Annotated in this window: 16 protein-coding genes; 8 read left to right on the plus strand and 8 right to left on the minus strand. The window is 31.7% G+C overall.

Features of this window, described 5'->3' with window-relative positions:
• The first annotated feature begins 17 nt into the window (after window positions 1–17).
• Both JBL43_RS14080 and scpA read left to right on the plus strand, forming a co-directional pair.
• Window positions 18–1,838: a methylmalonyl-CoA mutase family protein gene (locus tag JBL43_RS14080; protein ID WP_198842052.1), complete on the plus strand. Its 1,821-nt coding sequence runs from the start codon at window positions 18–20 to the stop codon at window positions 1,836–1,838.
• Window positions 1,835–3,967 carry a methylmalonyl-CoA mutase gene (scpA, locus tag JBL43_RS14085; protein WP_198842053.1) on the plus strand — a complete coding sequence of 711 codons (2,133 nt, stop codon included), beginning with the start codon at window positions 1,835–1,837 and terminating at the stop codon, window positions 3,965–3,967. Before JBL43_RS14080 ends, scpA begins: the two co-directional genes overlap by 4 nt.
• A gap of 72 nt (window positions 3,968–4,039) precedes the next feature.
• On the opposite strand, the gene JBL43_RS14090 is transcribed toward scpA, so the two are convergent.
• The 5 genes from JBL43_RS14090 to JBL43_RS14110 all read right to left on the minus strand — a co-directional run bounded on the left by JBL43_RS14090 (window position 4,040) and on the right by JBL43_RS14110 (window position 8,591).
• The gene (locus JBL43_RS14090; RefSeq protein WP_198842054.1) at window positions 4,040–4,801 is read right to left on the minus strand and encodes an acyl-[acyl-carrier-protein] thioesterase; all 762 of its coding nucleotides are present in this window, start codon (window positions 4,799–4,801) and stop codon (window positions 4,040–4,042) included.
• Between the two features lie 35 nt (window positions 4,802–4,836).
• Entirely contained in the window at window positions 4,837–5,841 is a 1,005-nt protein-coding gene (gene meaB / locus JBL43_RS14095; RefSeq protein ID WP_198842055.1) for a methylmalonyl Co-A mutase-associated GTPase MeaB, read from the minus strand.
• A gap of 248 nt (window positions 5,842–6,089) precedes the next feature.
• On the minus strand, window positions 6,090–6,806 hold the full coding sequence (locus tag JBL43_RS14100; RefSeq protein ID WP_198842056.1) for a DUF4197 domain-containing protein: 717 nt from the start codon (window positions 6,804–6,806) through the stop codon (window positions 6,090–6,092).
• A gap of 22 nt (window positions 6,807–6,828) precedes the next feature.
• A complete protein-coding gene (locus tag JBL43_RS14105; protein ID WP_198842057.1) occupies window positions 6,829–7,902 on the minus strand; it encodes a glycoside hydrolase family 53 protein in 1,074 nt (357 codons plus the stop codon).
• On the minus strand, window positions 7,899–8,591 hold the full coding sequence (locus JBL43_RS14110; RefSeq protein ID WP_198842058.1) for a DUF4919 domain-containing protein: 693 nt from the start codon (window positions 8,589–8,591) through the stop codon (window positions 7,899–7,901). The genes JBL43_RS14105 and JBL43_RS14110 overlap by 4 nt, the downstream gene beginning before the upstream one ends.
• A 203-nt stretch (window positions 8,592–8,794) precedes the next feature.
• Between JBL43_RS14110 and ctlX the strand changes: the two genes are divergently transcribed.
• A complete protein-coding gene (gene ctlX / locus JBL43_RS14115) occupies window positions 8,795–9,730 on the plus strand; it encodes a citrulline utilization hydrolase CtlX (protein ID WP_198842059.1) in 936 nt (311 codons plus the stop codon).
• 11 nt (window positions 9,731–9,741) lie between these two features.
• On the opposite strand, the gene coaD is transcribed toward ctlX, so the two are convergent.
• Window positions 9,742–10,197, minus strand: a complete 456-nt coding sequence (gene coaD, locus JBL43_RS14120) for a pantetheine-phosphate adenylyltransferase (protein ID WP_198842060.1) — start codon at window positions 10,195–10,197, stop codon at window positions 9,742–9,744.
• A 112-nt stretch (window positions 10,198–10,309) separates the two neighbouring features.
• A complete protein-coding gene (locus JBL43_RS14125; RefSeq protein WP_198842061.1) occupies window positions 10,310–10,774 on the minus strand; it encodes a DUF4442 domain-containing protein in 465 nt (154 codons plus the stop codon).
• Window positions 10,775–11,016: 242 nt separating this feature from the next.
• On the opposite strand from JBL43_RS14125, the gene JBL43_RS14130 reads away from it, so the two are divergent.
• From JBL43_RS14130 to JBL43_RS14145, 4 genes are all read left to right on the plus strand, one after another.
• On the plus strand, window positions 11,017–11,475 hold the full coding sequence (locus tag JBL43_RS14130; protein ID WP_198842062.1) for a DUF4870 domain-containing protein: 459 nt from the start codon (window positions 11,017–11,019) through the stop codon (window positions 11,473–11,475).
• A 105-nt stretch (window positions 11,476–11,580) separates the two neighbouring features.
• Window positions 11,581–11,922: a PadR family transcriptional regulator gene (locus JBL43_RS14135; protein WP_117879258.1), complete on the plus strand. Its 342-nt coding sequence runs from the start codon at window positions 11,581–11,583 to the stop codon at window positions 11,920–11,922.
• Window positions 11,919–13,724 (plus strand): PspC domain-containing protein, encoded by a 1,806-nt coding sequence (locus JBL43_RS14140; protein WP_198842063.1) that lies wholly within the window; start codon window positions 11,919–11,921, stop codon window positions 13,722–13,724. The genes JBL43_RS14135 and JBL43_RS14140 overlap by 4 nt, the downstream gene beginning before the upstream one ends.
• A 106-nt stretch (window positions 13,725–13,830) precedes the next feature.
• Window positions 13,831–14,538, plus strand: coding sequence for a head GIN domain-containing protein (locus JBL43_RS14145; RefSeq protein ID WP_198842064.1), 708 nt, complete (start codon window positions 13,831–13,833; stop codon window positions 14,536–14,538).
• A gap of 103 nt (window positions 14,539–14,641) precedes the next feature.
• Here the strand turns inward: JBL43_RS14145 and trxB are convergent, their stop codons facing one another.
• Entirely contained in the window at window positions 14,642–15,592 is a 951-nt protein-coding gene (gene trxB / locus JBL43_RS14150) for a thioredoxin-disulfide reductase (protein ID WP_198842065.1), read from the minus strand.
• A 269-nt stretch (window positions 15,593–15,861) separates the two neighbouring features.
• On the opposite strand from trxB, the gene JBL43_RS14155 reads away from it, so the two are divergent.
• Window positions 15,862–16,350: a hypothetical protein gene (locus tag JBL43_RS14155; RefSeq protein ID WP_198842066.1), complete on the plus strand. Its 489-nt coding sequence runs from the start codon at window positions 15,862–15,864 to the stop codon at window positions 16,348–16,350.
• Window positions 16,351–16,370: the final 20 nt, after the last annotated feature.

Here is a 16,370-nt window from a genome sequence, read left to right on the forward strand (position 1 = left end):
AATTAATATAAAATATTATGAACGATACAAATAAAAAGCTTTTTTCAGACTTTAAGCCTGCTACAAAACAGGAGTGGTTAGAGAAAGTAAATATAGATTTAAAAGGAGCTGATTTTAATAGAAAGCTTGTTTGGAAAAATTTAAGTAAAATAAATTTCCAGCCTTTATATCTTGCAGAAGATAAAATAGAATTTTTAAACAATACGGGCAAAAATTCACAATCATTAATAAATTATAGAAAAATTATTGTTGATTCTGCAGAAAAGGCTAACCAATTGGCTTTAAAAGCAGTTGAGGAAGGAATGACTGGGTTGCTTTTTGAAATAAGTGAAAATATTTCTGTTAGTACCCTGTTAGAAGGAATTAATTTTAAAGAAACAGTAGTTTCATTTAATTTAAAATCGAATACATTAAATTCTGCTAAAGACTTTATTGCCTACGTAAAAAAAATAGATATTTCTCCAAGTGATGTGAAAGGTTATTTTAATACGGCTTTAATTTCAGATTATGTTACTAGTGGTGAATTGTATTTAACGCAGTTTGCAATCAATGCAGAATTGATAAAAATTACTGCGGATTTTCCAAACTATAAAGCGGTAACTATTTCGGCCAATGAATATTTAAATACAGGAGCAAATCAAGTTCAAGAGGTAGCATACACTTTAAGCTCATTGGTTTTCATTATTGAAAATCTGTTGGAAAAAGGAATGGAGGTACAAGCAATTTTTGATAATCTTAATTTCCGTTTCGCTATTGGGGCTGAATATTTTATAGAGATTGGAAAGTTTAGAGCTTTTAACCATCTATTGAGTGAAATTGCTAATAAATATGGTGTAACGAAATTTTCAAGCACGTTGGTTGCTAAAACATCTATTTGGAATAAGTCAGTTACCGATGCTCATACCAATTTGTTACGAGCAACAACTGAAGCCATGTCAGCTATATTAGGTAATGTAGATGGTGTTGTAATTGATGCATATGATAAAGAATTTAATAATCCTTCAGATTTTTCAAGTAGAATTGCTGGTAATATTTCAACAATTTTAAAAGAAGAATCTTATTTTGGAAAGGTTTCAAACCCAGTAGATGGTTCTTATTATATAGAAGAAGTTAGTACCAAAATTGCTAAAAAAGCCTTAGAGCTTTTCTTAGCAATTGAGACTAATGGTGGTTATTATGAATCGTTTGAAAGCGAATTAATTCAACAACAAATTGCTGAAATTCGTCAAGAAAAAATAAAACTACTTAATCAAAGAAGACTTATTCTTGTTGGTGTTAACAAATATCCAAACTTAATGGAAACTGTGAGTGCTGATATTTTAGGAGGTACTGATGAAGAGGTTTCTTCTAAGATTTTAAAACCTAGAAGAGCTTCTTTAGAAATTGAAGCGATTAGAAAAGTAACTGAAGAATTAGTTAAACAAACGAATAAACGACCAATTGTTGAACTTTCAAGTTTTGGTAATTTAACAATGCGTAAGGCTAGAGCCGCTTTTGCTTATGACTTTATTGGCGTAAGTGGATTTGAAGTAAGACAAGAAAAAAGTTATAAAGACGCATTAGAGGCAGCAGAAGAAAGTGCAAAATCTGATTCAAATGTTGTTGTTATTTGTAGTTCAGATCAAGATTATGATGAAAGTGCCCTTAATTTTGTTAAGGCGTTCCGAGCATTAAATAAAGATAAAGTACTCTTATTAGCGGGTAATCCTACAAATATAATCGATGAATTAACTGAATCTGGACTAGACGGATGTATCCATATGAAAACGGATATTATTTCTACTATTTCTAAAGTTCAAAATATTATTCAGAAAACAATTAAATCCATAAAAGCATGAAACCAGATTTTTCAGATTTAACAATAAATAAAGCAGTTAAGAAAAAAACTGCTTCTTCGGAGAATCAAGAGGTTTGGAATACTCCTGAAGGAATACCTGTAAAAAAAGAATTTACAGAAGAAGATATAAAAAATGCTGAGCACTTAAAATTTGTTGCAGGTATACCTCCGTTTTTAGGAGGGCCTTATAGTGCAATGTACGCTATGCGTCCATGGACCATACGTCAATATGCTGGTTTTTCAACTGCAGAGGAATCTAATGCTTTTTATAGAAGAAACTTAGCGGCAGGTCAAAAAGGACTTTCTGTAGCATTTGATTTAGCCACACACCGTGGTTACGATTCAGATCACCCTCGTGTAACTGGAGATGTTGGTAAGGCTGGGGTTGCTATAGATTCAATTTTAGATATGGAAATTTTGTTCGATCAAATTCCATTAGATAAAATGTCTGTTTCTATGACTATGAACGGTGCTGTATTACCGATTATGGCTTTTTATATAGCTGCGGCAAAAAAACAAGGAGTTTCTTTAGATCATCTTTCTGGTACGATACAAAATGATATTTTGAAAGAGTTTATGGTGCGTAATACATACATTTATCCACCATTACCATCAATGAAAATTATTGGAGATATTTTTGATTATACTACTCAAAAGATGCCGAAATTTAATTCAATTTCAATTAGTGGTTACCATATGCAGGAAGCAGGGGCAACGGCTGATATTGAATTGGCTTACACCTTGGCAGATGGTATGGAATATATTAGAACAGGGCTAGCATCTGGTCTTAAAATTGATGAATTTGCTCCAAGATTATCATTTTTCTGGGCGGTAGGTATGAATCACTTTATGGAAATTGCAAAAATGCGTGCGGGACGTATGCTTTGGGCAAAAATCATAAAATCTTTTAATCCGAAAAACCCAAAATCAATGGCATTGCGTACGCATAGCCAGACATCAGGTTGGAGTTTAAGTGAGCAAGATCCATATAATAACGTGGCCAGAACTTGTGTTGAAGCAATGGCTGCTGCATTGGGAGGTACTCAATCTTTACATACGAATGCTTTAGATGAAGCTATTGCTTTACCTACTGATTTCTCTGCAAGGATTGCACGTAATACACAAATCTTTATTCAAGACGAAACGCAAATCACAAAATCAGTTGACCCTTGGGCAGGTTCTTATTATGTAGAATTCCTAACACAAGAAATTGCAAAAAAAGCTTGGAAACTGATAGAGGAGGTTGAAGAGTTGGGTGGTATGGCAAAAGCCATTGAAACCGGTGTGCCTAAAATGAGAATTGAAGAAGCATCTGCACGAAAACAAGCACGTTTAGATTCTGGACAAGATATTTTAGTGGGTGTAAATAAATTCAAAACAAAAGAGAAATCAAATATAGAAATTTTAGAAGTTGATAATACCGTTGTTAGAGATTCTCAAATTGCACGATTGAAAAAATTAAAAGCGAATAGAGACCAATCTGTTGTCGATGCTAATTTAGCTGCATTGTCAGCCTGTGCTGAAACAGGTAAAGGTAATTTATTAGAATTGGCAGTTGAAGCTGCTGAAAATTTTGCCACGTTAGGTGAAATTTCTGATGCTTTAGAAGTTCATTTTGGTCGCCATAAAGCCAATACTCAATTAATAAGTGGTGTATATAGTAAAGAAGTAGATAACGATAGTGTTTTTGCGAAAGCTCAAAAATTAACGGATAAATTTGCTGAAATTGAAGGTCGTAGACCAAGGGTAATGATTGCCAAAATGGGACAAGATGGCCATGATAGAGGTGCAAAAGTTGTTGCTTCTAGTTTTGCTGATTTAGGTTTTGATGTTGATATGGGGTCATTATTTCAAACGCCTGAAGAAGTGGCTAAGCAAGCTGTAGAAAATGATGTTCACTTTGTTGGGGCTTCAAGTTTAGCGGCTGGTCATAAAACTTTAATTCCTCAATTAATTGGAGAATTAGAAAAGTTAGGAAGACCTGATATTATGGTGTTCGCGGGTGGAGTAATTCCTGCACAAGATTATGACTATTTACTAGAACGAAAAGTAGCTGCCATATTTGGACCAGGTACTGTAATTTCTGAGTCAGCCATTACTATTATGGAGAAATATTTAGAACAAGATTAGTACTAATTATATTTAAAAAACCCAGCATTTATTTCTAATTGCTGGGTTTTTTGTTTGAAGTAATTAGGTATATTAAATCTTACGCCATACTGATTTGGCTGTAGCACAAACTTTATCGCTACCTTTAATCTTTATAGTATGTATAAAAGAATTTTCATTTCCATCTTCTTTGGTTAATGATATAATAACGTCACCATATTTGGCTTCTGCAATAAAGCGACCGTCTATTTCATGTAAATAATAATTATCTACAATATGTTCTGGTATAGATTCAATAACCCATTGTAAATACCTAATGTTATTTACATGTTTATTCATATCAGTATCAAATCTATTCACTTTAAATGTTTCGAAAGGGATATCATTGTCCGTAATTAGAGGTGGTATTTTAAGCTTTATATCTCTATTAAAAGAGACTTCACTATTATAGGACCATTTTTGTTTTATATCCTCATAAATAGGAAATGGTTTTCGTTTTTCAACATCAAAGAAAAGCCATAATCCTTTAGCTCTACCAATGATGTTTTGTTGTTCATCAAAAATAATATTTTCTCTATACCCCTTAATTAAAGAGTAGCTAGATAACCAAGTTCTTATTGTAATTTTTTCTTTATAATTTGGATATCGATCCATTTGAAAAGCTCCAGAAACTAAGACCCAACCAATATTATTAGAAATGAGATCGTATAAGCTATGATTTATGGAATAGCAATGGTCAGCAGCAGTCTCTTCTAACAATGCTAACATTGTGGTGGGTGAAGCTAAACCCAATTTGTTCATTTCAAAATATCTAAGCTCAAATTGCTTGTCAAAATAATAATCAGACGTTGTCATTATAAATTTTTATAAGTAGTGAGCAAATTATATTTCTAAAAAGAAGCCTTAAACTTTTTAATTATGTTTTCGGCAGCCTTTACTGGTGATATTTCTGAAGAAATAACTTTTTCTTCTAAACCAGTAAGCTCCTTCGAAATGTCTTTAGAACCATAGAATAATTCTTTTAAAGAATCATTTATGTTATTATACATCCATTGTATTTTTTGACGGTTTCTGTTTTTAACAAAATAACCGTTGTCATAAACTAATTTTTTATAATTTCCAATTTCATCCCATACCCATTCGATACCTGTATTTTTTATAGCAGAAACAGTACTTACTAAAGGGCTCCATCCAGATTCTGATAATGGAAAAATATGTAAAGCATTTTGATATTGTCTTTTGGCCATTTGGCTCATTTTAACATTATCACCATCAGCCTTATTAATAACCAACATGTCAGCCATTTCCATAATACCTTTTTTGATGCCTTGTAGTTCGTCACCAGCACCAGCTAGCATCAATAATAAAAAGAAATCAGTCATGCTATGCACGGCGGTTTCTGATTGTCCAACACCTACCGTTTCAACAAGTATAACATCATAACCAGCAGCTTCACATAGAAACATTGTTTCTCCCGTTTTGTTGGCTACGCCACCTAAAGTATCACCTGAGGCGGAAGGTCTAATATAGGCTTCGTCCAAATTGGCTAAATCTTCCATACGGGTTTTATCACCCAAAATACTTCCCTTTGAACGTTGGCTACTTGGGTCAATTGATAAAATGGCAACTTTATGGCCTTTAGAAATTAAGAGTTTACCAAAGGCTTCAATAAATGTACTTTTACCAACACCGGGTACACCGGTTATGCCAATTCTAATAGAATTACCGGAGTTTGGCAAAATCGATTGGATAATCTCTTTTGCGAGTTTTTTATCACTGGTTAAATTACTTTCAATAATTGTGATTGCTCGTGATAAAAGAACTCGATCTCCAGCAAGTACTCCATTAATATATTCGGCGGCATTTAGTCTGTTTTTTGACTTGTAATTCTTCATGAATTATGTGGTTTTTGATCAATAATTATGGGCTATCAAAAATATCACATATATGATAAAAAAGCGAATATATTGGCGTCTTTATTTTTCTGTTTTAGGGTCGTTTTACTTCTGAAAGAAAATAAGGATTAAGAAAGAGTAGCGGTGTTTTTTATAGAAATACTATCCGCAAAAAAATTATACACCTACGGCTTTAAATTGCAGGTGAATTAAGAATTGTGTCCTTTGTTTAGTTTTTAAAATATTGTTTAACGACCATCCTGTAAGGCAAATACTTTCTTTAAAACGTCAGTGGTACGTGAAGCAGCGTTGGTTCTAATTTCTTTTTCTTCAACAGCAATCATAGTATAAACTCCAGTTAATGCTTCTTGAGTAACATAATTTGTCAAATCTGGATTAACCTTTTTTACAAAAGGTATAGTGTTGTACTTGCCAATTAAATTTGCCCATATTTTATCAGCACCTACTTTATCAAAAGACGTTTTTATAACAGGTTCAAATTTGGCGTATAATGCATCTGCCGTACCTGTTTTTAAAAATTCGGTTGCGGCATTATCTTCACCTAATAAAATATTTTTGGCATCCGTAAATGTTATTCCTTTTACGGCATCTACAAATATAGGAGTTGCTTCACTTACAGCATCTTCAGCAGCTCGGTTCAATATTTTTATTCCTTCGTCGGCTAGTTTACTAAGTCCAATATCTCTTAGAGCTTTATCTACCTTTTGCAATTCATCAGGTAAACCTATTTTGACTAAACTATTACCATAAAAACCATTTTCTAAGGTTAATTTTTGAACCTGCTCGTCTATTCCTTTATCTAAAGCTTGTTTTAACCCACTAGCAATATCAGTATTGCTTAAAGTGCCACTCGGTAGTGTATTAACTACTTGTTGCAATTCAGCACAAGAGCTTAATGAAATAAAAAGAATAAAGAAAATTGATTTAAAATAAAGCTTAGACATAATATATTTTTAGGCCACAAATTTATTCTTTTTTGAATTGGAAAGAAGAAATAGCGGGTACTATTTTATTGTTAAAATTAAATAAGGCTTGATTTTCCCATGGAGAACCGTCTGTAGCCTCATTTCCATTATAGGAAATAAGTTCGCCACCCCAATAGCAAATGCCCTTACCGTTCTTTGTTGAAATAATGAATTCTTTTATCTTGCCCATAAAATCTTGCTGACCTTGAAAGGTTGCAGGATATTGTGGTAAAATTTGCTCTGAATTACCTATAATATTATTTGTAAAGTCATTCCAATCGAATGTAAAGGGATAGGCCGTTTCAGCAAAAAGAATTTCTTTCTGATACTTTTCGCTTAATTCTGAGAGTGTTGTCTTAACTTTTTCTAAGTCTTTTCCATGCCAAATAGGATAATATGATAGACCTATATAGTCATAATCAACAGTTTTTAATTGATCAAAAAACCAATCAGAATTATCAATACCTGCGAAATGAATCATAATTTTAGTTTCTTTAGAAAGGTCTCTTACCGCCTTTGTACCTGTGTTTAATATTTCTAAAAACTGATTTTTATTTGAATTAATATCTCCGTAGGGTAGCAGTAGGCCAGAGTTTATTTCATTGCCTATTTGAATGATGTCAGGTTTAATACCTACTATAATTTTTTGTGTATACCTGTAGATGCTATCTTTTAGAACTGAAAAAGAAAGGTTTTGCCATTTACTGGGAGGAATTTGTTTTCCAGAATCTGCCCAAGTATCAGAATAATGCACGGATAACCATACTTTTAATCCTAAATTATGAAGTCGGTCAGCAAATAATTTAACCTCTTTAAAACTAGAATGGTCATTTACTGGATGATTCCAAATTCTAAGCCTAACGGTATTAACACCATTGTTTTTCAAAATTGAAATAACATCTTCTGGACTCCCTTTTGTATTGTAAAAGGTAATATTTTTAGATTCAATTTCGGGTAAAGAAGATAGGTCTGTGGCACTAATATAGTCCTTGTCTAAAGATTGAATATATTCTTCTGGAGTACTGTTTGAACAAGATGTTAAAAAGATAACGAGAATTATAATGAGATACCTCATTCCTTTTTACTGAATAAGCTATTCATATGATTTAAGCTTGCACTTACATCAAAGTATAAGCCTTCAATAAGAAACTCATTTTCTTTTAATGTCAGATAATCAAAATGATCAATAAGACTTTGTTTACCACCAAATTCATAGCCTAAAAGGCTTAATAAGCTGTATTCATGAGTTGGACTAATAACATAATATGCAGTTTCTTTTGAATGTCCATCACCTGAACTAAGCATAGCATCTGTAATAATTCTCATTTTTGTGTAGTCTTTTATGAGGCTAATAGAATCTTTGATTTGCTTATCAGCGTAGATTTTATAATTAATTGCATTTAAGTTAAAAGGATTATGCTTTAAAACAGAATCAGAATATTTAATAATGTTTTTTAAGTCTACAGCTTCGTAATTTTTCTTTCTTAACGTAATTCTTAAACTATCATTATAATCAGACCTTGTATAAGGTGAATAGCTTTTTTGATAAATAAAACCATAATACAAATGCCTTTTTTCTTTTAAGGTCATCGTAGTATCTGCATTACTGAATTTTTCTAATAATTTCGGGTAAAAAAGAGACGAATTGTTTTGACTAATATTCTTTTTAATCTGATCGTAATTGGGCTTTTTAATACTTATATTTTGGGAAAAACCAACATTAAAACAAAATATTAAAATAATGGACAGCAATATTTTTTTCATTCAATTTTAATTTTAAGACCACTGAAATTTTTCAACAAACATCGCCTCAAGGTCTCGAAATATATATCCCTCAAACCAATTTCAGAACAATGTGTATAAACTCCTATTCGAAACGAATTTAATTATTTTTAATAGAACGACCAAAATTTTAAATTATTACTGAATTTTAGATTAGATTTGGCCTTTTAAATATGGAGTCTTCAATGCAACAAATAACAAACACAATTTTAATGGTTCGTCCTGTAAAATTTAGGATGAATGAACAAACTGCGGTCAACAATTATTTTCAAGAAGATTTAAAACTTAAAAATAATGAAATTAACAATAAAGCTCAACAGGAGTTTGATGCTTTTGTTGCAAAATTAAGGTCCGTTGGGGTAACTGTTATTGTTGTGCAAGATCTTGAAAGTCAAGATACTCCAGATTCAATTTTCCCGAACAATTGGGTTTCTTTTCATGAAAATGGAGATGTTGCAATTTATCCTATGTTTGCTGAAAATAGACGACCAGAACGACGAGAAGATATTTTTGATGAGATTGAAAATCATGGATATTTAATAAATAACATAGTAGATTATACGACAGCAGAAGAAGAAAATATTTTCTTAGAGGGGACGGGGAGTTTAGCCTTAGATAGAAAAAATAGAAAAGCCTATTGTGCTTTATCTCCAAGAGCAGTTGAAGAGCTAATTATTGAATTCTGTGAAGATTTTGAATATACACCAGTTATTTTTACAGCTTATCAAACTGTTAAAAATGAACGCTTACCTATTTATCACACCAATGTTATGATGTGTTTGGCGGAAACATTTGCTATTATTTGTTTAGATTGTATTGATGATAAAAAAGAACGTAAGAATGTTCTTAAACATTTAAAGGAAGATGGATTGGAAGTTATTGTAATCACAGAAGAACAAGTGGCCCGTTTTGCAGGTAATATGTTACAGGTTAAAAGTAAAGATGAAAAGAGGTATTTAGTAATGAGTGAAGCGGCTCACAGCTCGTTAACCAAAGATCAAATTACTAAAATTAATAAGCATTGTAATATTGTGTCAAGTCCAATAGATACTATAGAAACATGTGGAGGTGGAAGTGCAAGGTGTATGATGGCAGAGGTGTTTTTACCAAAAGGAGATTAAAGTGTTGCTAATTATTCTACCCTAACACTATCTGGAACTAGTATGGTATAATTCCCTTTATTTCGTATCACGTCTCTAACAATAGAGGAGGAGATATACGATGTTTTTGCTGAAGTCAGTAAGAAAACAGTTTCAACTGGTGATAAATCTCTATTGGTATGAGCAATGGCTTTTTCAAATTCAAAATCGGCTGGATTTCGTAATCCACGTAAAATAAAGTCAGCATCTATTTCTTTACAAAAATCAACCGTTAACCCTTTATAGGTAACCACTTTTACTTTCGGAAAATTTTTAAAAGTTTCTTCAATAAATTGTTTTCTCTTTTTTAATGAAAACATATATTTCTTTTCGGCATTGATACCAATGGCAACAACGACTTCATCAAAAACTTTAACACCACGTTTAATAATGTCATAATGGCCTAAGGTTAAGGGATCGAAAGATCCTGGAAATAATGCTCGTTTCATAAAATTAAATATCAAATTTCAAGCAGCAAATTACAAATAATATCCAAATTACAAGGTTTAAAGCATTCAAATACGAAGTTTATATGTTTGTCTATTGTTGAAGCATTGGAATTTATTTATTGATCTTTACCTTTATACTCCACTCATATTCAAATTTAGAAACAGAATCACCTTGTTCGTCAATACCTTCAGCTACCATTGTTAATGTTACACCTTCGTTAGTTGCAATAGTTTTATCAATGGCCGTTTTTACAAGTCCACCATCCTTACAAATAAAATTTATTCTTCCAGTTGCCTTTTTAGTAAAAGTTCCTGTCTGCTTGGTAACAAGCATTGATATTTTTTTGCCACTTTCATCAATTTGCTTCATCACTAAAATACCAGTTGCTAATTCAGATGCCATGCCTTGAGTTGCCCAATACAATGATTTAAAAGGATTTTGATTTATCCACTTGTGCTTTACTGTGGCGATGGCTTCATTATCATCTATAGATTTGACCCTTACGCCAGAAATATATGCAGAGGGAAGCTTAAATAATAAGAATTTATTTAAGTTTTTGACGGTGAATTTTGACATGTAAGTTATTTTAATGCAATATAGTGAAATTATAAATTTAAACAATTTCAATAGATTAATTAAATGCAAAATGTTTTAAAAGCGTTGTCTAACAGCGTGTTACGTGAGTTTTTAATCTCTTTGATTTCAGTTGTATCGCCAACACATATGTTAAATAAATGTTAAAATATAGTACTAAGTATTGCACAGTACTATCTTTTATACATATATTTGCATAAGAAAGTATTATATACAATTTGATTATGCTAACACAAAACGAAAAAAATACAGGATTTTTAATTCACTTATCAGCTTTTTTAAGCTTTGTTTTTCCATTCGGTAGTATTATTGGCCCTGTAATTATGTGGTCAATTAGTAAAGATAAAAGCGAGTATTTAGATGAAAATGGAATAGCAGCAGTGAATTTTAATTTAAGTTATACCCTGTACTTATTTATTTTGGGAATGATACTATTTCCTTTCGCCTTTGGAAGTTTCTTTAATTATTTGAGGCGAATTGATGATTTTGATCATTTAAATAATTTTCATTTTAATTTTCATTTTGATAATCTTTTTGGAATTCTAAGTATAGGAAGCATAATAGCGATAGTAGCCTTTTTAAGATATATATTAATTGTTGTGGCCGCTATAAAAGCCAATAGAGGAGAGGTATATAATTATCCACTGACTATAAATTTCATTAAACGGGATAAAATCAAATAACACAAACAAACCAAAACTAAATATAATGATACAAATTTTAACAACATTACTCATTTTTATGATTAATTTTATTGTAATAGTAATGGGTAATTAAACGGACACATAATGAAGATAGAAAATACAAAAGCACAAATGCGAAAAGGCGTTTTAGAATTTTGCATCCTATCCATTTTACAGGATGGGGATGCTTATACTAGCGAGATTTTATCGAGCCTAAAAGATGCAAAATTGCTTGTGGTTGAAGGTACAATTTACCCGCTTTTAACGAGACTTAAAAACGCAGGTTTACTCAGTTATCGTTGGGAAGAATCAACATCTGGTCCGCCAAGAAAATATTACGGACTAACAGAAACTGGCACATTATTTTTAAAAGAACTAACTACAACTTGGGCGGAACTTGTCTTAGCTGTAAAAACAGTAACTACAAAAAAATCAACAAAAAAATGAACAAGACAATAAATATAAATTTAGGAGGAATCTTTTTTCATATTGATGAAGAGGCTTATCAAAAATTGAGAAGATATTTAGATGCTATCCGTCGTTCATTAAGTGACGACCCACAAGGTAGAGACGAAATTATCAATGATATTGAGTCCCGTATAAGTGAATTGCTTTCAGAGCGAGTTAAAGATCCGAGACAAGTCATAAGCGAAGTTGATATTGATGAGGTAATTGCAGTTATGGGGCAACCAGAAGATTATATGATAGATGAGGAATTGTTTACTGATGATTCTGGTAAAAATTACAGTAGTAAATCGACTAAGAAAAAACTATTTAGAGATGGAGATGATAAGTTTATCGGAGGTGTAGCCTCTGGTATGGCTCATTATTTTGATGTCGATGCTATATGGATTAGAATAGGTTGGTTGGTAGCTACTTTTGGACTTGGGTTTGGACCTTTGGTTTACATCATTCTATGGATTTTATTACCTGAAGCGAAAACTACAGCAGATAAATTACAAATGGAAGGTGAACCTGTTAATATCACTAACATTGAAAAGAAAATTAGAGCTGAATTTGAAGATGTTTCAGAGAGTGTAAAAGGTGCTGCTAGTGAAGTTTCTGACGCTGTAAAGGGAGCTTATAATAATGTGTCTGGTGCTGTAAAAAAAAAAGACGTAAGAAGAGGAAACTCTAGAACTAGGTCTGGCCTTCAGGATGTTATCGATACATTAGGTAGGGTGTTGGCTGGTATTTTTTTAGTATTAGGGAAGTTTATTGGTGTCATCGTTATTGTAGTTTCTGTAATTTCTTTAATTGCATTAGTGATAAGCTTATTTACCGCAGGTACGGTCGATTTTATGGGAATGGATTCCTTTTTTGATGATGATTTTCAGATGCTAAGCGGTACAGGAGTTCCTATATGGTTAGTTTCATTATTGATTTTGATTTTAATTGGAATTCCTATTTTTATGCTGTTTGTTTTAGGATTGTTTATCCTTTCTAATAAAACTAAAATATTGAGTAGACCCACAAAATTAGTGTTTCTTGGAATTTGGATTGTTGCTCTTCTATCTGCAATTTTCTTCGGAATAAAACAAGGTGCAGAATTTGCAAACGAAGGCTCTTCAATAGAGAAAAACGAATTATCTATGATGTCATCAGATACCTTAACCATAAAAATGGTTGATAATGAAGATCTGTCTAATAACAATAATTTTAACCATAAAATCTATTTCAAAAAAGTATTAGATGCTAATGATCAAATAAAATTTTACTCTAATGATGTAAATATTTCAATTAGAAAATCAGATAGCACAGAAGCATATACTAAAATTTACAGAAGAGCAAATGGTAGAACTCGGTTAATTGCCAGAGAAAATGCAGAACGTATTGAGTATAATTATCAGCAGTCTGGAAACAATTTAGTGTTTGATAGCTATTTTTTAACAGATAGTAGAAATACATTTAGAAATCAAGATTTAAAAATCAACTTATATATTCCCGAAAATAAAGTAGTTTATTTTGAAGAGTCATCTCGCGTATTTTTAAGAAATATTAAGACTGTTAACAATATGTATAGTAGAGATATGGCTAAGCACTATTTTAAAATGACAGATGAAGGATTAGAATGTTTAGATTGCCCTCCTCCAAAATCTGAGAATAATGATAATGATGATGATGATGATGAAACTGAAAAAGACGGTGTTAATATCAAATTAAATGATGATAGCCTAAAGGTTGAAATCAATGATAATGGTGAAAAAGCTGAAATTAATATTGATGAAAACGGAGTTGTTATAAAATAATAACAGTTTATCGTACTTAAAATACAATTCAGTAACTTAAAATTGTGTTCATCATTCATTTGACGGATTTTTGAGTAAATTAATTAAAATTAACAAACTAAAAAACATGAAAAATATATTAAAATTAACGACAGTAATCGTATTGTTTTTGACGACCAGCTGCATGCTAGATGGTGTTAAGGGAAATAGAAATGTGATTACCCAAGAAAGAACAATTACCTCAGATTTTGATGCCATTTCTGTGAGTAATGGTATAGAAGTACGCTTGACAATGAGTGATAATACTTCTTTATCAGTGGAGGCAGATGAAAATTTGCACGACTTAATTATTACAGAAGTAGAAGACGGCGTTTTACGTATCTATTCTGAAAAAAATATATGGAGTGCAAAGTCTAAAAAAGTGTATTTAACCGCCAAAGATATTATTAAGATTAAAGCAACTAGCGGGGCAAATATATATTCTGAAAATACAATATCAGCAGATGAGTTTGATGTTCGAACTTCAAGTGGAGCAAATGTGAAATTAATGTTGGATGTTTCTGATTTAATTTGTAATGCGAGTAGTGGCTCTGGAGCAAGTTTAAAAGGTGCTACAGGTAGTTTTTCTGCAAACGCATCAAGTGGAAGTAATATTAGAGCTAATGATTTAATTACAAAAACGTGTAACGCTGATGTTTCTAGTGGAGCTAATGTGTCAGTTAACGTAACAGAAAGTATTGATGCCAATGCAAGTAGTGGTGGAGGTATTAGATACTCAGGTAATCCAGAAAATGTTCAGAAAAATAGTTCTTCTGGTGGCAGCATAAGAGGATAAAAAGAAAACATAGACCTAAATATTTCTATAATTATGGTACAAAAAAAAGAGTCTGTTTTATTAAACAGACTCTTTTTTATTTTTTAATATAGATAGTGACCTATTAGTTTTCTAAAGCAGCCAAATATCTTTCAGCATCTAAAGCAGCCATACAACCTGTACCTGCAGCAGTTATTGCTTGTCTATATTCTTTGTCTTGTACATCACCAGCAGCAAAAACACCTGGTAATTTTGTTTTAGTAGATTTTCCTTTAGTTATCAAATAACCAGTTTCATCCATATCTAAAACGCCATTAAATAATTCAGTATTTGGTTTATGCCCAATTGCAATAAAAACACCAGTTACAGCAATTTCGTGTTTTTCACCTGTTTTATTGTTTACAACACGAACTCCTTCAACAACTTGATCTCCTAATACTTCATCTAATTCTGTAAAATACAACACTTCTAAATTTTCAGTGTTAGCCACTCTATGTTGCATAGCTTTTGACGCTCTCATTTCATCACGACGAACCAAAAGAGTTACCTTTTTACACAGTTTAGACAAGTAAGTAGCTTCTTCTGCAGCAGTATCTCCACCACCAACAACAATAACATCTTGGCCTTTGTAAAAGAATCCATCACATGTAGCACATGCAGAAACACCACCACCTTTTAATCTTTCTTCGCTAGGTAAACCTAGATATTTTGCAGTAGCACCCGTTGAGATTATGACACTTTCCGCTTCTATTTCTTTTGAACCATCAATGGTTACTTTATGAATACCACCAACTTTATCACTAAACGCTACTTTGGTAGCCAGTCCGAATCTTACTTCTGTATCAAAACGCTCGGCTTGTTTTTTAAAATCTTCCATCATTTGGGTACCATCAACACCTTCAGGGTAGCCAGGGTAATTATCAACTTCAGTAGTTGTTGTTAATTGTCCACCAGGTTCTAAACCGGTATACATTACTGGTTTTAAATCTGCTCTTGCGGCGTATATAGCTGCAGCATAACCTGCTGGGCCCGATCCAATAATAAGGCATTTTATTTTTTCTATATTTTCTGACATTATATTATGTTTTAGAAAAGCAAATTTAGAATATTTTTACCGCTAATCAAGTTAGTTCTTATCATTTTTTATAATCTATTAATAAGCTAAACTTATAGTATTATCTTAGGTTTAAGGCTATATATTAAATACTTAGTATTAAGGCAATGCGTTTGTCATAATTAATAGCGTTAAATTTTAAGTGGTTTGAGTCAAATTATGTAAAATTTTGTCAATAAATTTGCAGGTATATTGACTATATACATGTATAACTTAAAATTTATAAATAGATGAGAAAATTATTGTTTACCACTATTTTAATAGCTGGTTTTGTTTGTCAAACCAAGGCACAAGAAATTTCAAAGCATGCATTGGGGTTTCGATTAGGAGATAATGATGGTTTTGGTGGTGAAATTTCTTATCAAACAAAATTAAGTGCTATAAATAGATTAGAAATAGATTTAGGTTTGAGAAATACGAAATACCGAAATGCTTGGAAACTATCAGGTATTTATCAATGGGTATGGAATATTGATGGCGGTTTTAACTGGTATGCAGGATTCGGAGCAGGTATTGGTACTTGGAATCATAAAGACAAATATAAAGAAGACTATGATGATGGACTTTTTATTAACGCTGATGGAAATATTGGAATAGAATATAACTTTGATATTCCTTTATTAGTGTCAATTGATTTTAGACCTGAATTTGGAATTGTGAATACTTATGGTGATAATTTAGATGTTGATTTGGCTTTAAGTTTAAGATATCAGTTATAAAAAATTAGGGTCAATTATTT

The organism is Aureibaculum flavum (assembly GCF_016406085.1).
GTDB lineage: Bacteria > Bacteroidota > Bacteroidia > Flavobacteriales > Flavobacteriaceae > Aureibaculum > Aureibaculum flavum.